This is a genomic window from Achromobacter sp. 46006 (assembly GCF_059761975.1).
In genome coordinates this window covers 15,455-38,997 of sequence record NZ_JCBANN010000033.1, presented here as the reverse complement: position 1 = coordinate 38,997, position 23,543 = coordinate 15,455, and the positions used below count along the sequence as shown (strand labels likewise).

General features: G+C 67.7%; 24 protein-coding genes and 1 pseudogene. 23 read left to right on the top strand and 2 right to left on the bottom strand.

Annotated features, from left to right (window positions below):
• Positions 1–108 precede the first annotated feature (108 nt).
• From AC6LKG_RS16575 to AC6LKG_RS16495, 17 genes and pseudogenes are all read left to right on the top strand, one after another.
• The gene (locus AC6LKG_RS16575; protein WP_498165993.1) at positions 109–1,782 is read left to right on the top strand and encodes an NAD(P)/FAD-dependent oxidoreductase; all 1,674 of its coding nucleotides are present in this window, start codon (positions 109–111) and stop codon (positions 1,780–1,782) included.
• A 44-nt stretch (positions 1,783–1,826) separates the two neighbouring features.
• Positions 1,827–1,982, top strand: a pseudogene (locus AC6LKG_RS16570) (aldehyde dehydrogenase family protein); the annotation flags it as partial.
• Positions 1,983–2,191: 209 nt separating this feature from the next.
• On the top strand, positions 2,192–3,400 hold the full coding sequence (locus AC6LKG_RS16565; RefSeq protein WP_498165992.1) for an amino acid ABC transporter substrate-binding protein: 1,209 nt from the start codon (positions 2,192–2,194) through the stop codon (positions 3,398–3,400).
• 54 nt (positions 3,401–3,454) lie between these two features.
• Positions 3,455–4,318 (top strand): branched-chain amino acid ABC transporter permease, encoded by an 864-nt coding sequence (locus AC6LKG_RS16560; protein ID WP_498165989.1) that lies wholly within the window; start codon positions 3,455–3,457, stop codon positions 4,316–4,318.
• Positions 4,315–5,262, top strand: coding sequence for a branched-chain amino acid ABC transporter permease (locus tag AC6LKG_RS16555; protein WP_498165986.1), 948 nt, complete (start codon positions 4,315–4,317; stop codon positions 5,260–5,262). Before AC6LKG_RS16560 ends, AC6LKG_RS16555 begins: the two co-directional genes overlap by 4 nt.
• On the top strand, positions 5,259–5,993 hold the full coding sequence (locus AC6LKG_RS16550) for an ABC transporter ATP-binding protein (RefSeq protein WP_498165985.1): 735 nt from the start codon (positions 5,259–5,261) through the stop codon (positions 5,991–5,993). The genes AC6LKG_RS16555 and AC6LKG_RS16550 overlap by 4 nt, the downstream gene beginning before the upstream one ends.
• The gene (locus tag AC6LKG_RS16545) at positions 5,990–6,712 is read left to right on the top strand and encodes an ABC transporter ATP-binding protein (protein WP_498165982.1); all 723 of its coding nucleotides are present in this window, start codon (positions 5,990–5,992) and stop codon (positions 6,710–6,712) included. Before AC6LKG_RS16550 ends, AC6LKG_RS16545 begins: the two co-directional genes overlap by 4 nt.
• Before the next feature lie 56 nt (positions 6,713–6,768).
• On the top strand, positions 6,769–8,079 hold the full coding sequence (locus AC6LKG_RS16540; RefSeq protein ID WP_498165981.1) for a DUF2254 domain-containing protein: 1,311 nt from the start codon (positions 6,769–6,771) through the stop codon (positions 8,077–8,079).
• Positions 8,080–8,133: 54 nt separating this feature from the next.
• Positions 8,134–8,535 (top strand): DUF2946 family protein, encoded by a 402-nt coding sequence (locus AC6LKG_RS16535; RefSeq protein ID WP_498165979.1) that lies wholly within the window; start codon positions 8,134–8,136, stop codon positions 8,533–8,535.
• Positions 8,536–8,638: 103 nt separating this feature from the next.
• Complete coding sequence (locus AC6LKG_RS16530; protein WP_498165978.1) at positions 8,639–9,421, top strand: helix-turn-helix domain-containing protein; 783 nt, start codon at positions 8,639–8,641, stop codon at positions 9,419–9,421.
• Positions 9,422–9,555: 134 nt separating this feature from the next.
• Positions 9,556–9,819 (top strand): FeoA family protein, encoded by a 264-nt coding sequence (locus tag AC6LKG_RS16525; protein WP_498165976.1) that lies wholly within the window; start codon positions 9,556–9,558, stop codon positions 9,817–9,819.
• A complete protein-coding gene (gene feoB, locus AC6LKG_RS16520; RefSeq protein WP_498165974.1) occupies positions 9,812–11,635 on the top strand; it encodes a ferrous iron transporter B in 1,824 nt (607 codons plus the stop codon). The genes AC6LKG_RS16525 and feoB overlap by 8 nt, the downstream gene beginning before the upstream one ends.
• Positions 11,635–11,940 carry a DUF6587 family protein gene (locus AC6LKG_RS16515; RefSeq protein WP_498165973.1) on the top strand — a complete coding sequence of 102 codons (306 nt, stop codon included), beginning with the start codon at positions 11,635–11,637 and terminating at the stop codon, positions 11,938–11,940. The genes feoB and AC6LKG_RS16515 overlap by 1 nt, the downstream gene beginning before the upstream one ends.
• Positions 11,941–12,094: 154 nt before the next feature.
• Entirely contained in the window at positions 12,095–12,520 is a 426-nt protein-coding gene (locus tag AC6LKG_RS16510) for a universal stress protein (RefSeq protein WP_498165971.1), read from the top strand.
• A gap of 92 nt (positions 12,521–12,612) precedes the next feature.
• Entirely contained in the window at positions 12,613–13,404 is a 792-nt protein-coding gene (locus tag AC6LKG_RS16505) for a L,D-transpeptidase (RefSeq protein WP_498165969.1), read from the top strand.
• Positions 13,401–15,785 (top strand): phosphoketolase family protein, encoded by a 2,385-nt coding sequence (locus tag AC6LKG_RS16500; protein WP_498165967.1) that lies wholly within the window; start codon positions 13,401–13,403, stop codon positions 15,783–15,785. Before AC6LKG_RS16505 ends, AC6LKG_RS16500 begins: the two co-directional genes overlap by 4 nt.
• 69 nt (positions 15,786–15,854) lie before the next feature.
• Positions 15,855–16,313, top strand: coding sequence for a universal stress protein (locus tag AC6LKG_RS16495; RefSeq protein WP_498165965.1), 459 nt, complete (start codon positions 15,855–15,857; stop codon positions 16,311–16,313).
• Here AC6LKG_RS16495 and AC6LKG_RS16490 read toward each other — a convergent pair whose 3' ends face one another.
• Complete coding sequence (locus tag AC6LKG_RS16490; protein ID WP_498165962.1) at positions 16,314–17,687, bottom strand: MBL fold metallo-hydrolase RNA specificity domain-containing protein; 1,374 nt, start codon at positions 17,685–17,687, stop codon at positions 16,314–16,316.
• A gap of 166 nt (positions 17,688–17,853) precedes the next feature.
• Between AC6LKG_RS16490 and AC6LKG_RS16485 the strand changes: the two genes are divergently transcribed.
• The 6 genes from AC6LKG_RS16485 to AC6LKG_RS16460 all read left to right on the top strand — a co-directional run bounded on the left by AC6LKG_RS16485 (position 17,854) and on the right by AC6LKG_RS16460 (position 22,187).
• Positions 17,854–18,339 carry a CBS domain-containing protein gene (locus AC6LKG_RS16485; RefSeq protein ID WP_498165960.1) on the top strand — a complete coding sequence of 162 codons (486 nt, stop codon included), beginning with the start codon at positions 17,854–17,856 and terminating at the stop codon, positions 18,337–18,339.
• A complete protein-coding gene (locus AC6LKG_RS16480) occupies positions 18,336–18,857 on the top strand; it encodes a flavodoxin family protein (RefSeq protein ID WP_498165958.1) in 522 nt (173 codons plus the stop codon). Before AC6LKG_RS16485 ends, AC6LKG_RS16480 begins: the two co-directional genes overlap by 4 nt.
• 163 nt (positions 18,858–19,020) lie before the next feature.
• A complete protein-coding gene (locus tag AC6LKG_RS16475; RefSeq protein WP_498165955.1) occupies positions 19,021–20,091 on the top strand; it encodes a PAS domain-containing sensor histidine kinase in 1,071 nt (356 codons plus the stop codon).
• A complete protein-coding gene (locus tag AC6LKG_RS16470) occupies positions 20,088–20,741 on the top strand; it encodes a response regulator (protein ID WP_498165952.1) in 654 nt (217 codons plus the stop codon). Before AC6LKG_RS16475 ends, AC6LKG_RS16470 begins: the two co-directional genes overlap by 4 nt.
• 170 nt (positions 20,742–20,911) lie before the next feature.
• On the top strand, positions 20,912–21,640 hold the full coding sequence (locus tag AC6LKG_RS16465) for a helix-turn-helix domain-containing protein (RefSeq protein WP_498165949.1): 729 nt from the start codon (positions 20,912–20,914) through the stop codon (positions 21,638–21,640).
• Positions 21,641–21,767: 127 nt separating this feature from the next.
• The gene (locus AC6LKG_RS16460; protein ID WP_498165947.1) at positions 21,768–22,187 is read left to right on the top strand and encodes a hypothetical protein; all 420 of its coding nucleotides are present in this window, start codon (positions 21,768–21,770) and stop codon (positions 22,185–22,187) included.
• Here AC6LKG_RS16460 and AC6LKG_RS16455 read toward each other — a convergent pair.
• Complete coding sequence (locus AC6LKG_RS16455; RefSeq protein WP_498165944.1) at positions 22,172–23,404, bottom strand: MgtC/SapB family protein; 1,233 nt, start codon at positions 23,402–23,404, stop codon at positions 22,172–22,174. The genes AC6LKG_RS16460 and AC6LKG_RS16455 overlap by 16 nt on opposite strands.
• Between the last annotated feature and the right edge of the window lie 139 nt (positions 23,405–23,543).

The following is a 23,543-nucleotide window of genomic DNA, read 5'->3' as shown; positions in this document are numbered from 1 at the left end:
GCGGCCGCCGGCGTGGCGCATGGCCGGGAAGGGGGCAGGGGCGGGCGCCAGCGTGTTCTAATACGCGTCTTTACGAGCCCTTGAACCCTGACACGGTTCCCCTGCCTCATGCTGCGCCTGACCGAAATCATCCTGCCCCTGTCGACCTCCCAGGACGACATCGAAAACACCCTGCGCGCCGCGGCCTGTAGCCGCCTGGGGATAGCCCCCGAGGCCCTGCGCGCGCTGACCATCTTCCGCCGCAGCTACGACGCGCGCAAGCGCAGCGCCATCACGCTGACCTATTCGGTGGACGTCGAGGTGGCCGACGAGGCCGCCGTGCTCAAGCGCGTCGCCGGGTTGCGCACGGTGATGCCGACACCGCCCATGGAATACCAGTACGTCGGCCAGGCGCCGGCCGACCTGCCGGAGGCCAGCCGCCCGGTGGTGATCGGCTTCGGTCCCTGCGGCCTGTTCGCCGCGCTGATCCTGGCGCAGATGGGCTTTCGTCCCATCATCCTGGAGCGCGGCCGGGTGGTGCGCGAGCGCACCAAGGATACCTGGGGCCTGTGGCGCAAGAACACCCTGCAACCCGAGTCGAACGTGCAGTTCGGCGAGGGCGGGGCGGGCACGTTCTCGGATGGCAAGCTCTCGACCCAGGTCAAGGACCCCAAGCACTACGGCCGCAAGGTGCTGCAGGAATTCGTGGCCGCCGACGCGCCGCCCGAGATCCTGTATGTCAGCAAGCCGCACATCGGCACCTTCCGCCTGGTCAAGATGATCGAGCAGATGCGCGCGCAGATCGCCTCGCTGGGCGGTGAATTCCGCTTCGAGAGCCGCGTCGACGATATCGAGATCGAGGACGGCCGGGTGCGCGGCGTGCGTCTGGCGGGCGGGGAGTTCATCGCCGCCAGCCACGTGGTGCTGGCCGTGGGCCACAGCGCCCGCGACACCTTCCGCATGCTGCACAAGCGCGGTGTGTTCATCGAACCCAAGCCGTTCTCGCTGGGCTTTCGCATCGAGCATCCGCAATCGGTGATCGACCGCGCCCGCTTCGGCCCCAGCGCCGGCCATCCGGTGCTGGGCGCGGCCGACTACAAGCTGGTGCACCATGCCGGCAACGGCCGCGCGGTCTACAGCTTCTGCATGTGTCCGGGCGGCACCGTGGTGGCCGCCGCGTCGGAGCCCGGCGGCGTGGTCACCAATGGCATGAGCCAGTATTCGCGCAACGAGCGCAATGCCAACGCCGGCATCGTGGTCGGCATCGAACCCAAGGACTTCCCCGGCATCGAGGACTCGCCGCTGGCGGGCCTCGATTTCCAGCGTCACTGGGAAAAGCGCGCCTATGAGCTGGGCGGCGGCGACTACAGCGCGCCGGCGCAACTGGTCGGCGACTTCCTCGCCGGGCGGCCCTCGACCGCGCTGGGCAGCGTCACGCCGTCGTACAAGCCGGGCGTCAAGCTGACCGACCTGTCGGCCAGCCTGCCCGACTACGTCATCGCCGCCATCCGCGAGGCCCTGCCGGCGTTCGAACGGCAGATCAAGGGCTTCTCCATGCACGACGCGGTGCTCACCGGCGTCGAAACGCGCACCTCTTCGCCGCTGCGCATCACGCGCCGCGACGATTTCCAGAGCATGAACACCAACGGCCTGTTTCCGGCGGGCGAGGGCGCGGGCTATGCCGGCGGCATCATGTCGGCCGCCATCGACGGCATGAAGGTGGCCGAGGCGGTGGCGCTGCACCTGCTGGGCCGTACCGACATCACGGGCGGCAACCGCCGCGGCGCCAGCGACGACTATTGAGGCCGATCAGGTCCGCCAGCCTGGACGGCGCGGTCCCGGCCAGGGCCGGCATGGTGATCCTCAACTCGGGCGCCGTGGGCACGGCATCGGTGCCTTTCGGCGGCGTCAAGCATTCGGGCTACGGCCGCGAAGGCGGCCATTACGGCATCGAGGAGTATGTCGAGGTCAGGTATGTACTGCTGGCGGGGTTGGATCAATGAGCAATCGGGCGGCCGAGCACGGGGAGCGATGACCGCCTGCCGTAATACGCATAATGTATATTATGTAAAGTAAAGAATAGGCGCAGGGTTGGCATTACGGCCCGCTGACGGCCTTGCCCATCGCCAATTCGCGAAGCCAAGCTTCAGGTCAACGTCAACCTATGGGTCGAGAATGGGTTGCACAAAATCCAATAATAGGAGACACCATCATGTCTCGGAGACTATTGCATGCCCTGCCCGTCTTGGCGTTCGTCCTGTACGCAGGCGCCGCTACAGCGGCGGATGCGCCGGAAGTCGTGCTGGGCGCCTCGATTCAGCTTACGGGCCCCGTCGCCAACACCGGACGCTACTACCGCGACGCCTACCAGATCGCGGTGGACAAGATAAACGCCGCTGGCGGCGTGAAGATCGGCGGCGTACCCCACAAACTGGCGCTCAAGATCTACGACAACCAGTCGGACGTCAATCTCAGCGTGCGCCAGTACACCCAGTTGATCACCCAGGACAAGGCAAACCTGCTGCTCGGCCCCTTCGCCAGCAATTTCGCACTGGCCGATTCCGCCGTATCGGAAAAGTACAAGGTGCCCATGGTCGAGGGCGGCGGCGCCTCCGACCAGATATTTTCCCGCAAATTCAAGTACATATTCGGCACGCTGGCCCCGGCCAGCAACTATTTCGGCACTACCGTGCAAATGCTCAAGGCGCTCAAGCCGGCGCCGGCCAGCGTGGCGTTGCTATACGCAGACGATGCATTCGACGTTTCCGTCGCCGACGGTACCCGCCCGTTGCTGAAAGCGGCGGGATTGCAGATCGCGATGGACGAGCGCTACAGCACCAATGCCACCGATTTCAACTCGCTGTTGTCGCAGATCAAGAGCAAGAACGTGGACGCCGTGCTGGTGGCCGGCCACGAGACCGAGATATTGAACTTCGTGCGCCAGGCCAAGAGCCTGGCGGTTGCGCCCAAGATGTACTCGTTCACCGTTGGCGTGCCATCCGAGGATTTCCGCAATGCGCTGGGCCGCGATGCCGACTATGCCTTCGGCATGACCGCATGGCTGCCTTCCACGGCGCTGAAGGACCGCTGGTTCGGCGACGCGCAGCAGTTTGCCCAGGCCTACAAGGCGAAGTACGGCTATGACCCGGACTATCACGCGGCCTCAGGCGTGGCCGATGTCGAAGCGCTGGTTCACGCCATGGAAGCCGCGGGCAGCACAGCGCCGCAGAAAGTGCGCGACGCCCTGGCCAAGAGCAGATTCGACAGCCTGTACGGCCCCATTGCCTTCAACGCAAAGGGCCAGATCGACCTGCCTCAGGTCGTGATACAGGTCCAGGGCGACAAGCTGGCGGAAATCTATGGGGCCAAGGGTTTCATCACCCAGCCGAAGTACCCCATGCCGGCCTGGGATGCGCGCTAGGGCCCGCGGTGCCCGAATAGTCCCCTCACGCACGCTTTCCCGGACCTCGCACCAATGGACCTGCTGGCGCAAATCCTCGCCAACGGCATTTTGCTCGGTGGCCTGTACGCCGTGATGGCGCAGGGCCTGGCGCTGGTCTGGGGCGTGTTGAATATCGTCAACCTGGCGCATGGCGCGTTCATCATGCTGGGCGCCTATGCCTCCTGGTATCTGTATAGCGACCTGGGCGTGGACCCGTTCCTGGGCCTGCCGCTTACCGCCGCGGTCATGTTTGCGCTGGGCTATGCGCTGCAGCGTGGCTTGCTGAACCTGGTGGTGCGCTCGCCCATGTTCAACACACTGCTCATCACTTTCGGGCTGGAAGTGGTGCTGACCTACCTGGCGCAATGGGTGTTCTCGGCCGACTTCCGCACTATCAATCCGTCTTACGCAGGCAACAGCTATTCGTTCGGTCCGGTGACGCTGCCCGTGGCTCGGCTTGCCGCTTTCGGGGTGGCGCTGGCGTTGACCCTGGGCATGTGGCTGTTCCTGCTGCATAGCCGGCTGGGCCGCGCCATTCGGGCCACGGCCCAGAACCTGGTGGCGGCGCGGCTCTACGGCGTGGAGCCGCGCCATCTTTACGCGGTGACCTTCGGCCTGGGCCTGGCCCTGGCCGGCGCCGCCGGCGGCCTGTACGGCACGGTGTCGCAGATCAACCCCTACATCGGCGCCACGCTGACGGCGAAGTGCTTCGCCATTTCCATCATCGGTGGGCTGGACAATCCGCTGGGCGTGATGGTTGGCGGGTTGTTCCTGGGCATCGTGGAATCGCTCACCATGCTTTACGTGGGTCCGACGTATGCCGACGTCGCCAGCTTCGGCACCCTGCTGCTGGTGCTGCTGCTGCGGCCCAGCGGCCTGCTGGGAAAGGCGGCATGAAGACACTGCGCGCTATCCTGTTGCTGCTGGCGGTGGCCCTGCTGGCGGGTGTGCCATGGTACGGCTCGGACGTGCTCGTACAGTTTGGCATCAATACGCTGTTGCTGGCGGTGCTGGCCCAGGGTTGGAACATCATCGGCGGGTATGCGGGCTATGCGTCCTTCGGTAATTCGGTCTTTTACGGCCTGGGCAGCTACGGCGTGGCCATCGCCATGGCGCAGTGGGAACTGCCCTTCCCGGTCGGCCTGGCGCTTGGGGTTGCGCTGGCGATGGCTTTTGCCGTGCTGCTGGGTCTGCCGGTGCTGCGGCTGCGCGGCCATTACTTCGCGATCGCCACCCTGGCCCTGGCCCAGGTCATGACGGCCATCGTCTCCAACATCAAGCTGGCCGGCCAGAATATCGGCCTGGTGCTGCCGCCGCTGAATAACGATCCCATGTTCTACGAGCTGGCGCTGGGCCTGCTGGTGCTGGCAACCCTGACCATCGCCGGCCTGACGCGCAGCAGATTTGGGTTTGGCCTGATCGCTATCCGCGAAAACGAGGAAGGCGCCGCGGTCATGGGTGTCAACACCACCCTGTACAAGGTGGCGGCATTCGCCCTGTCGGGCCTGTTCAGCGCGCTGGCTGGCGGCATCCACGCCTACTGGATCACGTTCCTCGACCCGGAGAGCGCCTTCGACATCAGCCTGAACGTCAAGATGATCATCATGGCCGTCTTCGGCGGCGCTGGCACCGTGCTGGGTCCGGTGGCGGGCGCTTTTTCGCTGTCGGCGGTGTCGGAACTCCTTTCCAGCGAAATCACCAGCGCCGCCGGCCTGTTCTTCGGCGTGGTCATCGTCGCCGCGGTGGTGCTGATGCCGCGCGGGCTGGCCGACCTGCTGCGACGCTTGCGCAAGTCGGGCTGGCGCTATTTCATCGAAAACATCCGGGCGCACCGGCTATGAACGCCATCCTCGACATCCGCAATATGACGCGGCGCTTCGCCGGCCTGGTGGCCGTGAACGACGTCAGCTTCACGCTCGGCGAGGGTGAAATCCTGGGCCTTATCGGCCCCAATGGCGCCGGCAAGACAACCCTGGTCAGCCTGATCAGCGGCACGCTGGCGCCCAGCCAGGGCGAGATCCTGTACCAAGGCAAGCTGATCGGCCAACTGCCGGCCTATCGGCGGGCCCGATTGGGCATTGGCCGCACTTTCCAGATCATGCGGCCCTTCCCTGGCCTGTCGGTGCTGGACAACGTGGCGGTTGGCGCGCTGTTCGGCCGTGGCGGCGGCCAGCCCAAGCTGGCGCTGGCGCGCGAGCAGGCCCGGGCCTGCCTGGATTTCGTCGGCCTGGGGCGAGCCGCCGGCCAACGCGCCGACGAACTGGGCGGTCCGGACCGCAAGCGCCTGGAACTGGCCAAGGCGTTGGCCATGCAGCCCAAGGTGCTGCTGTGCGACGAGGTCATGGCGGGACTGAACCTGGTCGAGATCGACGAAGTCATCGAGATCATCCGCAAGGTCCGCGGCACCGGCATCAGCGTGCTGGTCATCGAGCACGTCATCAAGGCCATCAAGAGCCTGTCGGACCGGCTTTTGGTACTGCACCACGGGGAAAAGATCGCCGATGGCGCGCCGGACGAGGTGCTGGCCAACGCCGAGGTGGTGCAGGCCTACTTGGGCAAGCAGCGCACATGAAGGACGCCGACGCCCCTGTGTTGAAGGTCGAGGGCCTGAGCGCCGGCTACGGCGGGCTGCCTGTGCTGCATGACATCTCCCTTGAGATACGGCGCGCGGAACTCGTCGCGCTGGTCGGCAGCAACGGCGCCGGCAAGACCACCCTGCTGCGGGCGCTGTCGCGCGTGCTGCCCAGCACGGGCAGCATCGTGATGGATGGCCGGCCGCTGTCCCGTCCCACCCCGGACGAGGCCTTCGCCCGGGGCATGGTCCAGGTGCCCGAGGGGCGGCAGTTGTTCGATCGCATGACGGTGCAGGACAATCTCCTCATGGGCGCCTACCGGCGCGCCGACAAGGCGGCCGTCGCGCGCGATCTGGACCGGGTCTACGGCTTCTTTCCACGGCTGTCGGAACGGCGCCGGCAACTCGCCGGCAGCATGTCGGGCGGCGAGCAGCAGATGTGCGCCATGGCACGCGCGCTGATGGCCGCGCCGACGCTCATGATGATCGACGAAATGAGCCTGGGCCTGGCCCCGGTGGTGGTCGAGCAGTTGATGGGCGTGCTGGCGGACATCCTGCGCGAAGGCGTCACGGTCCTGCTGGTCGAGCAGGATATCCATCTGGCGCTATCGGCGGCCGACCGCGGCTATGTCATGGAAACGGGCCACATCGTGCATAGCGGCCCCGCGCGCGCACTGTTGGACGATCCAAGGGTGCGGCAGGCGTACCTGGGAATCTGAGTACCGCAGAGAGACATCATGTATCGTTACACCACGGTCTTTCCAAGGAGACATGCGTGGCGCGCTGGCGATGGCTACTTCTGCAATTCACCCGCAAGTTGTGGGTGCGCGCAACCCTGATCGGAGCGCTCGGCATCCTGGCGGCGATGGCGGCGGCGCTCGCCGAACGCTACCTGCCGTGGGACCTGCCAGGCAGCATCAGCGCGCAGGCGGTCGACAGCATCCTGTCGATCATCGCGTCGAGCATGCTCGCGGTGACGACTTTCTCGCTGAGCATCATGACGTCGGCGTTCGGCGCGGCCACCAACACCGTCACGCCGCGCGCGACGGTGTTGCTGATCCAGGATGGCATCACGCAGAACGTGCTGTCCACGTTCATCGGCTCATTCCTGTTCAGCATCGTCGCGCTCGTGGTCTTGCAGACCGGCGCCTATGGACCGCGCGGACGGCTGGTGCTGTTCGTGGTGACCGTCGGCATCATTGTGCTGATCGTCATCGCGCTGCTGCGCTGGATCAACCACCTGATGCTGCTCGGCCGGGTCGGCGAGACCACCGATCGGGTCGAGCGCGCCACCCGGACGGCGATCGAGGCGCGGCTCGACAACCCCTTTCTCGGCGGCCGCGAATTGCGCAATGCCGGCCGCGCGCGGCCGCCCGCGGCCGAGGCGGTGCGCGCGGGCACCACCGGCTACGTGCAGTTCATCGACATGGCGGCGCTGCAGGCCGAAGGCGAGCGCGCGGGTCGGCCGCTCCAGGTGCCCGCCATTCCCGGCACCTTTGTCTATCCGGACACCGTGCTGGCATGGCTCGGCCAACCGGACGCCGGGCCGGATGGCCAGGCAGGCCCCGAGGCGGACCCCGACGCGGACCCCGAGGCGCGCGCCGAGCGGATCCGGCAAGCCTTCAGTGTCGGCACCCGCCGCAGCTATGACCAGGACCCGCGCTTCGGTATCGTGGTGCTCAGCGAGATCGCGATTCGCGCGTTGTCGCCAGCCGTGAACGACTCGGGCACGGCGATCGACGTCATCGGCCGCTGCGCGCGCCTGCTCGCGCTGTGGGCCGAGGGGCCGCGCGCCGACCCCGGGCAATCCCCCGAGTTCCCGGACGTCCACGTGGCGGCGATTCGCTCGGAAGACCTGTTCGACGATGCCTTCCGGCTGGTGGCGCGCGACGGCGCGGCGCAGATCGAAGTCCAGTCGCGCTTGCAGAAGGCGCTGCGCGCGTTGCGGCATACTGGCGACCCCTCTTTCCGGCAAGCCGCCGCCTATCAATCGCAACTGGCCTTGCAGCGGGCGGAACAGGCCATGGCGATGGACGCCGACAAACAATTGCTGCGCGACATCGTGGCGGACGCGCGCATGCCTTAGAATAATCGCGCCATGGCTACCAGCGCCCGTCCGGGCCCTTCCCTCGCGCTTCGCATGCCGCACGCTTACCGCGTGCTGTGGGCGCTGCTGGTGGCGCTGCTGCTGCGCGGCCTCGTGCCGGCGGGCTACATGCCCGATACCCGCGCGATGGGGCAAGGCCGGGTCGCCCTGACCCTCTGCACGGCCGCCGGCACGGTGTCGACCGTCCTCGTGTCCCTGGCCGCAGAACGCCCCGATTCCCCGCACCCTGGCCAGCAGGCCGCCACCGGCCTGGATTGTCCCTTCGGCCTGCTGACACACCTGGTCCCGGCGCTACCGCTGGCCGCGCCCGCCATGGCGCCGCTGCGGCTGGCGGCCATGCCTGCGCCCGCACCGGCGTCCCGGCAAGCCCGGCCGGCGCTGCCGGCCCAGGGGCCGCCGCTCGGGCCGCGCGCCCCACCCGTTCTGCCCGGCTGATCGCCACCGGCGCGGCGCGCCCGTCCAGGCGCGTCCATGCCGGCTTGCGTCGCTGCCCCGTCCCGGGCCGCGACTTCCGCCGTTTCCGCGAGCCCCGCAGACCATGACAACGACCTTCTTCCAGGTGGCGCAAGACGCCGCCGCCCTTCCCTATCGACCCGCCGCCTCTTGCCGCGATTGCCGCCTGCGGGCGGCCTGCCTGCCACGGCACCTGAGCGAGGCCGAAACGGCCCGCCTGGGCGACGCCATCGACACCCGTATCCGCCTGAAACGCGGCGACCTGCTGTTCCAGCAGGGCGACAACCACGACGCGGTCTTCGCGGTGCGCGTCGGCAGCCTGAAAACCCAGTGGCGCACCTGCGACAGTACGGATCAGGTGGCGGGTTTCCACATTCCCGGCGACCTGCTCGATTTCTCCGGGCTGTTCGACCGGCGGCATGCCACCACCGCGGTGGCGCTGGAAAACGCCGAGGTCTGCGTGATACGGCTGGAAGCCCTCGACGCGCTCGGGCTGCAATTCCCGCGGGTACCGCTGCTGGTGCGCGGCCTCATGAGCGCCGAACTGGCGCGCCTGCAACGTTTGATGGCACTGGCCCGCTTGCGCGCAGAGCAGCGGCTCGCCACGTTCCTGCTGGACCTGTCCGACCGCTATGCCGCCCTGGGCTATGCCGCGGACAGATTCTGCCTGCGCATGACCTACGGCGACATCGGCAGCCTGCTGGGCATGACGCTGGCCACGGTCAGCCGGCTGCTGGGGCAGCTTGCCCGCGACACCGGGTTGGTCATCCATGCCAGGCAGGTCGAGATCACCGACCGGCAAGCGCTGCGCGCCGTGGCCGGCGGCGCCTGTGCGCCATCCGGCGCGGGCCGCTGCACAAGCCACTGATTCGGAGCGATCCAGACCCCTGCGGCCCGGGCCGCAAGCGTCTGGATGGCTGCTTTTTTCGTCCTGTACCGCAGTTTCGCTGAATTCGGCGCAGGCCCATATATTCTGGAACGATTGCTACTTCGGTTCTTCTTATGATTCAGCCTCTACTCCGCCTTTGTGATCTCGCGTTGCAGGATCGCGCCCTGATCGACCACGTCGCGCCGGCCCGGCCGGACGACCCCATTGCCGACCGCCTGCGCGAACTAGGCTTCGTCAACGGCGAGCCCCTGCGGCTAACCGCGCGCGGGCCATTGGGCGGTTCGCCCCTGCTGGTGGCGATCGGCACGACCCGGTTCGCGCTTCGTCGCGACGAAGCGGCCCGGGTGATGGTCACGCGCGAGGCAACCCATGGCTGATCCCACGTTGCGCCTGGTGCTGGTTGGCAACCCCAACGCGGGCAAGACCGCCCTGTTCAACCAACTGACGGGCGGGCGCCAGAAAGTCGCCAACTATGCCGGCGTCACCGTCGACCGCAAGGAAGGTTTCTTCTCCACGCCGGCCGGCCGGCGTGCCCGCATCCTGGATCTGCCCGGCACCTACAGCCTGACCGCCGCCAGCGCCGATGAACAGGTCACCCAGGACGTGCTGCTCGGCCGCCATCCGCGCGAAGTCCGGCCGGACCTGGTGGTGATGGTCATCGACGCCACCAACCTGCGCCTGCACCTGCGCCTGCTGCTGGAAATGCGGCGCCTGGACCTGCCGATGGTGGTGGCCCTGAACATGGCGGACGAGGCGCGGCGGCGCGGCATCGACATCGACGTGCCGGCGCTGTCGCGGCGCCTGGGCGCGCCGGTCATCGAGACCGTCGCGGTGCGGCGTGCGGGAGCCCAGGCGCTGCTGGCGCACTTCGACGCGCCGATTCCGCCCCAGCCTCCCCTGCCGCCCGTGGCCGACCCCCAGGCCGAACTGCGGCAGATCCTGGCGGACACCGTGCGCATGCCGGATACCGCCACCGCCCGCGACGACCATATCGACCGCTGGACCCTCCACCCCGTCTTCGGGCCGTTGATCCTGGCGCTGGTCATGTTCCTGACGTTCCAGGCCGTGTACGCCATCGGCAAACCCCTGACCGACGCCATCGCCGACGGGGTCGCCGCCCTGGGCGACCGGGCCGCGGCGGGGCTGGCGGACGGGCCCCTCAAGAGCCTGCTGCTGGAAGGCCTGTTCGGCGGCCTGGGCACGGTATTGGGCTTCCTGCCGCAGATCCTGGTGCTGTTCCTGTTCATCCTGGCGCTGGAGGAATCCGGCTATCTGCCACGCGCCGCCTTTCTGCTCGATCGCGCCATGGTGGCGGTGGGCCTGACCGGCCGCGCCTTCATTCCCCTGCTCTCCAGCTTTGCCTGCGCCATTCCCAGCATCATCGGCAGCCGCAGCATTCCCGACCGGCGCGATCGCCTGGTCACGATCCTGGTGGCGCCGCTCATGACCTGCTCGGCCCGCCTGCCCGTGTATGCCCTGCTGATCGGCGGCTTCATCCCCGACGTGCCGGTGCTGGGCGTGTTCAACCTGCAGGGCACGGTGCTGTTCGCGCTGTATGCGGGCGGCATCCTGGCCGCGCTGGGCGTTGCCTATTGCGCCAAGCGCCTGCGGCCGGCCGTGGCGGCGGCGGCCCTGCTGATGGAGTTGCCCGCCTACCGCCTGCCCAAGTGGCGCGATATCGCCATCGGTCTATGGGAGCGGATCTGGATTTTCCTGAAGAAGCTGACCGGCGCCATGCTGGCCCTGACCGTGCTGATGTGGTTCATCGCCCATTTTCCGGCGGCGCCGGCAGACGCCGCCGGGCCGGCCATCGAATACAGTTTCGCCAGCACGCTGGGCCGTTGGATGCAGCCGCTGTTCGCGCCGCTGGGCTTCAACTGGCAGATCACGCTGGCGCTGATCCCGGCCTTCGCCGCGCGCGAATCGGCGGTGGCGACGCTGGCGACGATATACAGCGTGGCCGACGGACAGGATGCCGCGCTGGGCCACATTCTGGCGGGCAATTTCCCGGTCGCCAGCGCCCTGGCGTTGATGGTGTGGTTTGCCTTCGCGCCGCAGTGCATGTCGACGCTGGCCGTCATCAAGCGCGAAACCGGCGATTGGCGCAACGTGGCGCTGTCGTTCGGCTACATGTTCGCGCTGGCCTATGTCGCCACCTTCGCGACGTATCGGCTCGCCGGGTGGCTGCTGTGATGCCCGCCGCCCAGGCGTGGCAATACGCGGCGGTCGCGCTGGCCGTGGCAGGGAGCGCCGTCGCCCTCGCAGCACACCTTTCGCCGGGGCTGCGAGCCTGGCTGCGCAAACGGGCTGCGCGCGGCCTGATGCATCGGCGCCTGCCCGCGCCTTTGCGCCGCCTGGGCGGCCGCTTCGCGGCGGCGCGTCCGCGGGCTTGCGGGCAAGGCGGCGGACGGTGCGCGGGATGTGCCGGGTCCACGCCGGGCACATCCCAGGCGCCTATCCTGCCACCACGCAGCCGGCGCCGCGGCCCGGCCCCCTAGGCGGTGGGCGGCCTGACGACCGGCGCGCACGCCAGCCCGGACGGGGCGGAAAAAAAGCGTGCGGGCTTGACCCCGGTCAAGCCCCGGCGCTGCGGCGGCGCGATGATGGCGGCATGCCGCGTTCGCGCAAGGCCCTTACCCGCCTGGAGGTTCCATGAAAAACGTACTCATCCCGGTCGATGGATCGGCCAATGCCCTGCGCGCCGTGCGCTACATGATCGAGCATATCCGTGAATACGGCGCGTGCAACCTGCACCTGCTGAACGTGCAGTTGCCCATCGTCTCGGGCGCGGTACTGGCCTTCGTGTCGAGCGACATGATCCAGCAGTATTACGAAGACGAAGCCCGCACGGCGCTTGCCGATGCCCGGGCGGCGCTGGACAAGGCGGGTATCATGTATCAGTCGGATCTCAGGGTCGGCCAGGTCGCAGAAACCATCCAGGCCTACGCCACCGAGCACCAGTGCGACCATATCGTGATGGGCTCGCGCGGATTGGGCGCCGCCGGCAGCTTGATGCTGGGCTCGGTGGCGCTGAAGCTGCTGCATACGGTGCACGTGCCTGTCGTCATGGTGAACTAGCGGACGGCGCCCTCGTGGCCGGACCGAAACCTGCGCGGCACCATGGAGGCCCCGTGTTCCCGTTGCGTCTTCCGCCGATACGGCAGCGGCCCTTGCGCCGCATCGCCCTGGCCGGCCTGCTGCCCCTGGCGGCCGGATTCGCTGCCCAGGCCCAGTCCAGCGCACAGGACGTGGCGCGGGCGTTCAGCCAACAGGTATCGCCGGTGCTGGCGCCGCCCGTCGAGGAACAGGAGCGTTATGGCGAACTGGCGCAGGATGCCCTGCGAGCAGCCGGCATCACCCCCCTGGGCCCACAGTTCGTCTTGGTGGTGGACCGCGACACCAAGATCCAGGCCGCGCTGCTGTACTGGTTGTCCCGGCCGCCGGTTTTCCTGGGGGCCGCGCCGGTATCGACCGGCCGCGTCGGCCAATTCGACCATTTCGAAACGCCCATCGGCGTCTTCGCCCATACACTGGACAACCCCGACTACCGCGCCGAGGGCACCCGCAACGCCAACGGCATTCTGGGCTATGGCGTCAAGGGCATGCGGGTCTACGATTTCGGCTGGCAGACCGCGCACAAGGGATGGGGCGACCGCGCACCCGCCACCATGCGGTTGCAGATGCACGCGACCGATCCGTACCGGCTGGAGCAACGCCTGGGCACCGCCCAGTCCAAAGGCTGCATCCGCATCCCGGCAACGCTCAACCGGCTGATCGACCGGTTGGGGCTGCTGGACGCCGACTACGAACTGGCGGCGGCACTGGTGGGGACTCCCTGGGTGCTGCTGCGCGACCGCACGCCGATGCCCGGCGCTGGCCGCTACCTGATCATCGTCGACACCGCGCGCGCCGCCCGGCCATCGTGGGCAGCAGGGGCGCAACCTGACAAAGGAAAACCATGACGTCCGTGCCTTCCAGTGCCGAGGTCGACCGCCTGCACGCCTATTGGCAGGCCAGCAACTACCTGTGCGCGGGGATGCTGTATCTGCGCGACAACGCCCTGTTGCGCCAACCCCTGCAGCCGGCCCACATCAAGCGCCGCATACTCGGGCATTGGGGAACCTGTCCCGGCCAGACCTTCACCCTGACGCATCTCAACCGCCTCATCCGCGAACATGGCCTCGATCTGATGTATGTGTGCGGTCCCGGACATGGCGCGGCCGCCGTAGTGGCCCACGCCTACCTCGATGGACGCTATTCCGAACGCTACCCCGAATGCTCGCAGGACGAAGCCGGCATGACGCGGCTGTTCCAGCGGTTCTCCGCGCCGGGCGGCATCGGTTCGCACTGCTCAGCGCACGTGCCGGGATCGATCCATGAAGGAGGCGAACTCGGCTACAGCCTCTCGCATGCCTTCGGGGCCGCCTTCGACAACCCGGCGCTGGTCGTCGCGGCGATGGTCGGGGACGGCGAGGCGGAGACCGGACCGCTGGCTGCCTCGTGGCAGTCGGCCAGGTTCCTGAACCCGGCGCGCGATGGCGCGGTGCTGCCCATCCTGCACCTGAATGGCTACAAGATCGCCAACCCGTCGCTGTTGGCTCGCATCTCCCACGCCGAGCTGCAGGCGCTGTTCGAAGGCTACGGCTATCGCCCCTGCTTCGTGGAAGGCGACGACCCGCCAGCCATGCACCGCAAAATGGCGCGCGCGCTGGGCCAATGCCTGGCGGAAATCCGTGCGATCCAGGCACGCGCACGGGGCGGCGGCGCGAGCCCCCACATCCGCTGGCCCATGATCGTGCTGCGCACCCCGAAAGGCTGGACCGGCCCGCGCCAGTTCGATGGCCACGCGGTCGAGAACTCGTGGCGAGCGCACCAGGTTCCCCTGCCCGACCCGGCGGGCCGGCCCGATGCCCTGCGCGCCCTGGAAGCCTGGATGCGCGGCTACCGGCCCGAGGCCTGGTTCGACACGGCCGGCCGGCTGGCCGCCGATCTGCGCCAGTTGGCGCCCACCGGAGACCGCCGCATCAGCGCCAACCCCCACGCCAACGGCGGATTGCTGCGGCGCGCGCTCGAACTGCCGCCGGTGGCCCCCTACTCCCAGCCAGTGGCCGCGCCTGGCGATGCCGACGCCTCGCCCACGCAACGCTTGGGCGAGTACCTGCGCGACGTGATGCGGGCCAATCCCGACCGCTTCCGCCTGTTCGGGCCGGACGAGACCGCCAGCAACCGCCTGGCGGCCGTCTACGAGGCCAGCGGCAAGACCTGGATGGCACAGCGCCTGGACAGCGATGCGGATGGCGGCCACCTGTCGCCCGACGGGCGCGTCATGGAAATCCTGAGCGAACATACGCTGCAGGGCTGGCTTGAAGGCTACACGCTGACCGGCCGGCACGGCCTGCTGGCCACCTACGAGGCTTTCGCGCACGTCATCGACTCGATGTTCAACCAGCACGCCAAATGGCTGGACAAGGCGCGTCACCAGGTGCCGTGGCGCGCACCGGTGCCGGCGCTGAACCTGCTGCTGACCTCGGTGGTCTGGCGCCAGGACCACAATGGCTTCAGCCACCAGGACCCGGGGTTCCTGGACGTGGCCGCCAACAAGCACCCTGACGTGGTGCGCATCTACCTGCCCCCGGACGCCAATTGTCTGCTGCGCGTGGCGGAACATTGTCTGGCTTCGACCGGCTACGTCAACGTGATCGTGGCGGACAAGCAGCCTCACCCGGTCTACCTGGCCGCGGAGGACGCCGCGCGCCACTGCCAGGCGGGGATCGGGGCCTGGGATTGGGCCGGTACCCATACCTTGCACGAGCCGGACGTGGTGATCGCCTGCGCCGGCGACGTGCCCACCGGGGAAGCGCTGGCCGCCGTGGCGTTGCTCAAGGCCCTGTTCGGCGGTCTGAAGATCCGCTTCGTCAACGTGATCGACCTGTTCACCCTGGTGCCGCAAGCGGTGCATCCGCACGGCCTGTCCGATGAGGCGTTCGACCGCCTGTTCACGCTCGGCCAGCCGGTGATCTTCAATTTCCACGGTTATCCGGCGTTGATCCACCGCTTGTGCTACCGGCGCCGCAACCACGGGAACTTCCATGTGCACGGCTATCGCGAACAGGGCGACGTCAATACGCCATTCGAACTGGCTGTGCTCAACGGGATCGACCGCTACAGTCTGGCGATCGATGTGCTGGCGCGCGTGCCGCGGCTGCATGCCAGCGGCGTCGCCGCGCGCGCGGCATTGCTGGCGCAGCGCGACCGACAGGTTGCCTATGCCCGGGCCGAAGGCATCGACAGCGAAGAGATCCGCAACGGCAGATGGCCTGCCCCCGGCCCGCGCGATTACTGACGCCGGTCAATAGCCGCGGCAAGCGCGGGTCGATACTGTCCGTATTTTCCCTATTGTCGGAGAACCGCCGTGTACCAACGCATTCTCGTGCCCGTCGACGGCAGCCCCACCTCGGTGCTCGGCCTGAAAGAAGCTTGCCAGTTGGCGCGGCTCACCCATGCCAGCCTGCGCCTGATCCACGTCATCGACGAACTGTCGTTCGCCCTGGCCCTGCAACCCTATGGCTACTACGCCGGCGAATTGCTCGACATGCTGCGCAAGAATGGCACCGAAATCCTGCAGACTGCCCTGGCGACCGCCCGGCAACAGGATATCAAGGCCGACAGCGTGCTTTACGAAAGCCTGGACAAGACCGTGGCGCAACGCGTGCTGGCCGAAGCGGCGGAATGGAAGGCGGACCTGATAGTCATTGGCACCCACGGCCGTCGCGGCGTGCGGCGCATGATGCTTGGAAGCAGCGCCGAAGAAGTGTTGCGCAACGCCACCATTCCAGTGCTGCTGGTGCATGCGCCGCAAGGCACGTCGTAGTCAGGCCAGCGCCACGCTGTCGTTCTGCTCCACCGCGCGGCAGCGCCAACCCAGCTCGTCCTTGATCCGCAGGCGCAGCGCGTCGGCCGCGCCGGGTTCGCCATGGACGATGAAAGTCTCGCGCGGCGGCCGCTCGAATCCGCCCAGCCAGCGCAGGATTTCATCGGCATCGGCGTGCGCCGACAGCATCGTCAGGTTGTCGATCTCGGCGCGTACCGGGACGTAGCCGCCATGGATCTTGACCGACGCGGCGCCATCCAGCATGGCCGCACCGCGCGTGCCCATGGCCTGGAAACCCGCGAACAGCACCGTGTTGCGCGGATCGGGCAAGTAGTGTTTCAGATGGTGGATCACGCGGCCGCCGGTTGCCATGCCACTGGCCGACACGATGATCTTCGGCATCGGCGAGGCGTCCAGCGCCTTGGACTGTTCCACATCGGTCACGCAGGTCGCCACGCCGAACGCCGTGCGCGCCTCGGCTCGCGTCAGCCGCTGGTCGGCCAGGTGCCGCAGGTAGACATCCACCGCGCCGCTGGCCATCGGACTGTCCAGGAACACCGGCAGGTCGCGCGGAACGCGTCCAGCCTGCTTGAGCTGCCACAGATGGAACAGCAGCGCCTGCGCCCGTCCCACCGCGAACGACGGGATCACCACGGTTCCGCCCCGGCGGATGGTTCGCAGGATGATGGCCTCCAGCGCGTCCAGCACGCTTTCCTTGCCGTGCGCCCGGTTGCCGTAGGTGGATTCGACCACCAGGTAGTCGGCTTGCGCCACCGGCTGCGGCGCCGGCATCAGCGGATCGGCGTAGCGCCCCAGGTCGCCGCTGAACACCAGCCGGCCGCCTGGATACGCGACCTCGACGATGGCGGCGCCCAGGATGTGGCCGGCGCGCCGCAGCCAGGCCCGGCAGCCGCCCGGCAGGTCGATCGCAGTGTCGATATCGACTGGGCGCAGCGCTGCGATCGCGCGTTCGGCGTCCGCCACCGTATAGAGCGGCAGCGCGGGCTTGTGGCTGGAGAGGTTGTGCCGGTTCAGGTAGTCGGCATCGGCTTCCTGCAGATGGGCGCTGTCCAGCAGCAGCAGGCGGCACAGGTCCAGGGTGGCGTACGAGCAATAGACCGGGCCGCGAAAACCGTCGCGCACCAGCCTCGGCAGATAGCCGGAGTGGTCCAGGTGCGCATGCGACAACAGCACCGCGTCGATCTCGGCGGGCGGCACCGGAAATGGCGCCCAATTGCGCAGGCGCAGCGTCTTGACGCCCTGGAACAGGCCGCAATCGAGCAGGACCCGCCGGCCCTCGACTTCCAGCAAGTGGCGCGAGCCGGTAACAGTGCCGGCGGCTCCCAGGAAACGCAGCATCGGACGGTTCGGCATGGTTCCTCCTTGCGGATGCGCAGCCAGCATCGCACAGTGCGGCTGCGTGGGAAACGGCGCTCAACGTTCGGATTGACCTAGGTCAAGGCCGCGCGTAGCCGCCGGCTCATGATGGAAACAAGGCGACGTGCCTGCCAGCGTACCGCCTTTTCCTCTGGAGAACAGCATGCTCGCGAGCGAACTCATGACTCCGAATCCGTATTGCGTCAATGCCAGGACGCCCGTCTCGCACATCATGCGCGCCATGGTCGAGCGCGAAATCAGCGCCGTCATGGTGGTGGGCGACGACGGCACGCTGATCGGCCTGGTCAGCGAAGGCGACCTGGTGCGCCGACAGGACAGCGCTCACCAGAAGAAGCTGGACCACTGGCTGGCGCAATTGGCCGAAGGCGAAGCCCTGAACCTTGAATTCCTGCACAGCCTGCAGTTGGGGGAACGTTCCGCGGCCAGCGTGATGAGCAGTCCGGTCATCACGGTCGAGGCATCCGAACCGCTGTCGCGGATCGCCGATTTGCTGCTCAAGCATGCCATCAAGCGCGTGCCGGTCACGCGTGACGGCAAGCTGGTCGGGGTGGTCAGCCGCCGCGACATCCTGCGCGCCCTGCTGGCCCAGGAAGAGCACGACCCGGCCTCGCGCCCGGAGGCGTCATGACGCGCATCGGCATTGTTTTCTATTCCCGTAGCGGCACCGCCCGCGCGGTGGCCGAACGACTGGCCGCCATGTCCCACTGGCCAGTTCATGAGATCCGCGATCGCCAGCCTCGGCTCGGCCTGCGCGGGGACCTGCGCTGCATCGCCGATATCCTGTTCAAGCGCACCCCGGCGTACCGGTATGACGGGCCGGCCCTGGACGCCTATGACCACGTGGTGCTGATCGCACCGGTCTGGCTGCGCTCGCTGGCCGCGCCCATGCGCGCATTCCTGCTCAATGAGCGCCAGTGGATCCGCGCCTACTCGGCGATCTGCGTAATGTCGGGTCATGGCGGTTTTCGCGCGGTCGATGACATGGCCGGCCTGATCGGCGCCAAGCCGCGCTCCATCCTGCTGCTCAAGCAATTCGACGTGCTGGCAGGCGAGAGCGACGCGTCGCTGTGCCGCTTCAAGGCGCAGTTGCGGGCTTTCGGCGGCGCGGGCGATTGGGATGACCCGGTGCTGCCTGCCGTCGATTGATTATCGACGCCGGCCCGAAAAAACAGGGACATAAAGATCTGGCCCGTCTGGCCCCGTACGCAACGACTATGGCGCACGGTCGGGAACTGTGCTGCAATGATTCGAAACTTAGTCCAGGTTCGACACGCGCACACCCGATCTGCCCATGGAGCCTCCGGCCAACGTGCCTCCGCTTCTCGACATCATCCAGTCCGCCACGGAACCCATCATCACGGTCGATGAGCGCCAGCGCATCGTGATGTTCAACCCGGCGGCCGAGCGCGTTTTCCTGCGCCAAGCCGCCCAGGCCATTGGCGCCAGCCTCGACATCCTGATTCCCGCGCGCTTTCGCACCGTCCACGCCAGGCACGTCGAACGCTTTCGCCAGACGGGTATTTCCGAGCGCAAGATGGGGCTGGGCGCACCGTTGTGGGGGGTGCGCGCCAATGGCGAGGAGTTTCCCATGGAAGCCTCGATTTCGCAGACGCGCAGCGAAGCCGGCGTGTTCCTGTCGATCTTCCTGCGCGACATCACGGAACGGCAGCGGATGGAACAGACCCTGCTGGCTTCCCGCGACGAACTGACGCGGCTGTCCAACGCCCTGCTGCACGTGCGTGAACAGGAAAAAAAGCATATTGCGCGGGAACTGCACGACGACCTCGGCCAGAGCCTGACGGCGCTGACCATGGAGCTGTCGCAACTGGCCGCGCGCCTTGGGCCGGCGGATACGGACCTGCATGAGCGGGTCGAGGCCATGCGCCACCTCATCAAGCTGACCTTCACGTCCTTGCGGCGCATTGCCGCCGACCTGCGGCCCGTCATGCTGGACGATCTGGGGCTGGCCGCGGCGATCGAATGGCTGGTGTCGAATTTTGTCTCGCGCTACGGCATCGAGACCGACGCGCAGATCGACGTGGGCCAGGGCGAGCCCGCCAAGCAGGTGGCGACGACGCTGTTCCGCGTGGTCCAGGAGGCGCTGACCAACATCGCCAAACATGCCCAGGCCAGCCAGGTGCAGGTCCAGCTTACCTGCGACGCCACCCAGTGCTGCCTGATCGTGCAGGACAACGGCGTGGGCGCCACGCCGGAAAGCCTGACGCGCAGGGTGCCTTTTTCACTTGGGCTGCAAGGTATCCGCGAGCGCGTGCGGCTGCTCAATGGCGATGTCAGCGTCACCACCCGCAGGAAAGGCGGCTTTCGCCTCCAGGCCACCCTGCCCGCGCAGCCAGCCCAGCCCCCCTGGGAGGCGCCATGATTGCCGTCATGCTGGCGGACGACCATACCCTGGTGCGCGAAGGGCTGCGCCGCCTGCTTGAGCCGGCCGGCGACATCGCGGTGCAGGGCGAAGCCAGCAATGGCACCGAAGCGCTGCGGCTGCTGGCCGAACGGGCGTGGGACCTGCTGGTGCTGGATCTGTCGATGCCCGGCCATGACGGCATCGACCTGATCCGCCTGATACGGCGCGACTACCCCGCCGTGCCGATCCTGGTGCTGACCATGCACGGCGAGCCGCAATATGCGGCCCTGGCGATCAAGGCCGGCGCGGCCGGCTACCTGACCAAGGAAAGCGCCGCCACGGAACTGGTCCAGGCGGTACGCCGGGTGGCGGGCGGCGGTCGTTTCCTTAGCCCTTCGGTCGCCGAAAGCATCGCTTTCGAGCGGCATGGCGACGGCGCGCAGCAGCCGCATCTGCTGTTATCAGATCGGGAATCCGCGGTATTCCGCCACCTCGCCCGCGGCCTCAACAATACCGATATCGGCCAGTTGCTGTTCCTGAGCGTCAAGACGGTCAGCACCTACAAAAGCCGGATACGGGTCAAGATGCGGCTGCGCAACCAGACCGATCTGGTGCGCTATGCGCTCAAGCACGGGCTGATCGATGACCAGGACAACCCTGGCGGTTGAAACGGCGGCCCGCTGTAGGAAGCTTCCTACATCCGTAGGCCAGATCGCATGAAAAGCGGCGCGCTGCGCCGATAGCGCCGCTGCCGGCGGCCGCGCATACTGATGGCGTACACGTGCCGGCCGCGAGCCGGCGTTCCTGGACGAATGTTTGCCGCCGAAGAGGTGCAACCATGGATACGACGTTGTTCCCGTTGTCGACTCCCCAGCCGGCTCGCCAGGCGCCTTCCGGCGAATGTGCGTCCTGCGTCGTGGCGCGGCTGTGCCACCCGCCGAGCGCCGTATCCCTGGCGTCGGCCGCGCGCGGCCGGCGCAGCGTGCGCCGCGGCGAAGCGCTGTATCGCGCCGGCGACCCGCTGCACAATCTGTATCTGCTGCGCGCCGGCTCGATGAAGATCCGGGTCACCAATACCGCGGGGCTTGAACAGATCACGGCGTTTCCCGCGGCCGGTTCGCTGCTGGGCCTGGATGCCATCGAAACCGGCGTCCATACCTGCGATGCCATCGCACTGGAGGATTCGGTCACCTGCGCCCTGCCCTACCATGAACTGGAGGCCAATTGCGAGCGCGACGCCGCCGTCGGGCGGCAATTCCATCGCCTGATCGCGCACGACATGAACCAGTGCCAGCGCCTGCTGCTGACCCTGGGCCGCATGACGACCGACGAGCGTATTGCCAGCTTTCTGGTCGATACCTCCGAGCAGATGGCCGCGCATGGCTATTCTCCGCGCCAGTTCGTCCTGAAAATGACACGCGAAGATATCGCCAACCACTTGGGCATGAAGATCGAGACGGTGTGCAGGGTCTTCTCGCGCCTGCAGTCCGCCTCCCTGCTCCACGTCAGCAAGCGTCACCTGGAGATCCTGGACGTCGACGCCCTGCGCCGCATGAGCTGCGGCTGACCCCGACCACGGGCGCCCGCAAGCGGGATTGAGTTTGGTCAATATCCGGGGGCGCGACGCGCCTATGCTGGACTTCCCGGGCCGCACCGCATCGGCGCGTGCGCTTCACTCTACGGAGAATCCCGCCATGCAACTCGAATACGAACCCCACGCAACGCTGTACAAGTACGGCCTCCACAGCTTCCTGGCTTCTGCCTCCGGCTATTTCGACACGCTGCGGCAGTTGCGTACGCTGCAGCTCAAGACAGACAAGGAGATGCTGGCCTTTGTCGCCAACGCGCGCGCCGAGGTCGACGCCGCCGACACCGTGGGCGCCGTAATGGCGGTACAGCAGAAATTCATGATGGAGCTGATGGGCCGTGAGATGGCCTATCTGCGCGAGCTGGAAAAGATCGGCCGCGAAGCCTCTGCCGTGACCGCCGCCGCCATCCGCAACAGCCAGAGCCCCTGGCAGGAGCGCATGGCGCAGATCGCCGAAGGCGCCGCGCAATTCCTGGCGCCAGGAAATGGCGCGAGCGGCGACCGCCACGCTCAGACCAGCGCATAGCCGGCCCAGGCGGCCGCGATCATCAACAGCAATCCCGGCACCACCTGCGCGGCGAAGCGGCGTCCTCCGCTCGCTGCCGCGAATACCGCCTTGCTGACGGCATTGGCCGACAGCGCCGCCAGCACCGGCACCACCGTCTGCGCAGGCAGAATCCGGTCGGAGGCCACCAGGGTCGCCACGGAAGCCGCCGCCGCGTGGGTATCGGCAAACCCGCCGAGCAGCGCCGCCAACGCGATGCCGCCCCGCCCCAACCAGGCGTTCAGCGCCGCCGTGCCCACCAGCACTGCCGCCGCCACCAGCGCCAGTGTCAAGGCTGCCTGCAGCTTGAACGGCCGACCGGGCTCGATCGGCATGGCGGGCGGCTGGCGCATCGCCCTGAAGAGAAACAACGCGCCGTAGGCCAACGCCGCCACGCCGCTGCATGCAAGGGGCACTATCAATGCCTGCAGCGTGGCCGGGCTGACCGCCAGCAACACCGTGGCCATCAGCACCAGGGTGGAGATCGAGGACAGCACCGCGCCCGCCACCGCGGGCCCCATGAGTGACGGTTCGGCGAGCGCCCGCTGGCCCATGGCGCCGATGGTCACCGTGCTGGAAATAAAGCCTGACGCGAAGCCCGCCAGCGGCAGCCCGACCCGCGGTCCAAACAGCCGCAAGGCGACGTGGCCGGCGGCGCTGACTGCCATCACCAGCACGGTGAACTTCCAGACGGTGCGCAGATTCAGGGCCTGAAAGGGTCCAAGATAGGTATCGGGCAGCATAGGCAGAACCACCAGCGCGGCGGCCGCCAGGATCAGCGCATCCACCAGTTCGTCGTGGCTCAGCACCTTGCGCACGAAACGATGCAAGCGCGTGCGCGCGGCCAACAGGATCGCGGCCGTCACCGCCAGGCCGGACGCCAGCGCCGGATCGTGCAGGCACAGGCTGCCCAGCAGCAGGTTCAACAGCAAGGCCGTCTGGGTCGCCATGCCTTGCCCCGTGCCGGCGGCGCGCGCATGCACCAGCAGCACCATGCCCAGCCCTACCGCCGCCAGGCCCACCAGCAACGGCCCTCCCAGGTACATGGCGACCGCGCCGGACAGCGACGTCAGCGCGAAACTGCGTACGCCGGCGGCCGGCCGCGCCAGCCCGATGCGTTTGCGCCGTTCACGCTCCACGCCAATCAGCAAGCCGATGCCCAGCGCGATGGCGAACGGGAGAGGAGTCTGCGTGTCCATGGTGTCCACGGTATATCAGGGTGGCCCGGCCACCGCTGGAAATGCCATTGTGGCGGCAAAGACGCCCTGCGGGAATCGGCAATGCGGCCGATTCGCCGCTGGCGCGGGATTTCCGCGCGGCTTGACTCCCGTCAACAAC

What these genes read in the sequence shown, in the direction of transcription:
- AC6LKG_RS16575 (WP_498165993.1), top strand. Translation starts at nt 109, where the DNA reads ATGCTGCGCCTGACCGAAATCATCCTGCCCCTGTCGACCTCCCAGGAC.
- AC6LKG_RS16565 (WP_498165992.1), top strand. Translation starts at nt 2,192, where the DNA reads ATGTCTCGGAGACTATTGCATGCCCTGCCCGTCTTGGCGTTCGTCCTG.
- AC6LKG_RS16560 (WP_498165989.1), top strand. Translation starts at nt 3,455, where the DNA reads ATGGACCTGCTGGCGCAAATCCTCGCCAACGGCATTTTGCTCGGTGGC.
- AC6LKG_RS16555 (WP_498165986.1), top strand. Translation starts at nt 4,315, where the DNA reads ATGAAGACACTGCGCGCTATCCTGTTGCTGCTGGCGGTGGCCCTGCTG.
- AC6LKG_RS16550 (WP_498165985.1), top strand. Translation starts at nt 5,259, where the DNA reads ATGAACGCCATCCTCGACATCCGCAATATGACGCGGCGCTTCGCCGGC.
- AC6LKG_RS16545 (WP_498165982.1), top strand. Translation starts at nt 5,990, where the DNA reads ATGAAGGACGCCGACGCCCCTGTGTTGAAGGTCGAGGGCCTGAGCGCC.
- AC6LKG_RS16535 (WP_498165979.1), top strand. Translation starts at nt 8,134, where the DNA reads ATGCCGCACGCTTACCGCGTGCTGTGGGCGCTGCTGGTGGCGCTGCTG.
- AC6LKG_RS16530 (WP_498165978.1), top strand. Translation starts at nt 8,639, where the DNA reads ATGACAACGACCTTCTTCCAGGTGGCGCAAGACGCCGCCGCCCTTCCC.
- AC6LKG_RS16525 (WP_498165976.1), top strand. Translation starts at nt 9,556, where the DNA reads ATGATTCAGCCTCTACTCCGCCTTTGTGATCTCGCGTTGCAGGATCGC.
- feoB (WP_498165974.1), top strand. Translation starts at nt 9,812, where the DNA reads ATGGCTGATCCCACGTTGCGCCTGGTGCTGGTTGGCAACCCCAACGCG.
- AC6LKG_RS16515 (WP_498165973.1), top strand. Translation starts at nt 11,635, where the DNA reads ATGCCCGCCGCCCAGGCGTGGCAATACGCGGCGGTCGCGCTGGCCGTG.
- AC6LKG_RS16510 (WP_498165971.1), top strand. Translation starts at nt 12,095, where the DNA reads ATGAAAAACGTACTCATCCCGGTCGATGGATCGGCCAATGCCCTGCGC.
- AC6LKG_RS16500 (WP_498165967.1), top strand. Translation starts at nt 13,401, where the DNA reads ATGACGTCCGTGCCTTCCAGTGCCGAGGTCGACCGCCTGCACGCCTAT.
- AC6LKG_RS16490 (WP_498165962.1), bottom strand. Translation starts at nt 17,687, where the DNA reads ATGCCGAACCGTCCGATGCTGCGTTTCCTGGGAGCCGCCGGCACTGTT.
- AC6LKG_RS16485 (WP_498165960.1), top strand. Translation starts at nt 17,854, where the DNA reads ATGCTCGCGAGCGAACTCATGACTCCGAATCCGTATTGCGTCAATGCC.
- AC6LKG_RS16480 (WP_498165958.1), top strand. Translation starts at nt 18,336, where the DNA reads ATGACGCGCATCGGCATTGTTTTCTATTCCCGTAGCGGCACCGCCCGC.
- AC6LKG_RS16470 (WP_498165952.1), top strand. Translation starts at nt 20,088, where the DNA reads ATGATTGCCGTCATGCTGGCGGACGACCATACCCTGGTGCGCGAAGGG.
- AC6LKG_RS16465 (WP_498165949.1), top strand. Translation starts at nt 20,912, where the DNA reads ATGGATACGACGTTGTTCCCGTTGTCGACTCCCCAGCCGGCTCGCCAG.
- AC6LKG_RS16460 (WP_498165947.1), top strand. Translation starts at nt 21,768, where the DNA reads ATGCAACTCGAATACGAACCCCACGCAACGCTGTACAAGTACGGCCTC.
- AC6LKG_RS16455 (WP_498165944.1), bottom strand. Translation starts at nt 23,404, where the DNA reads ATGGACACGCAGACTCCTCTCCCGTTCGCCATCGCGCTGGGCATCGGC.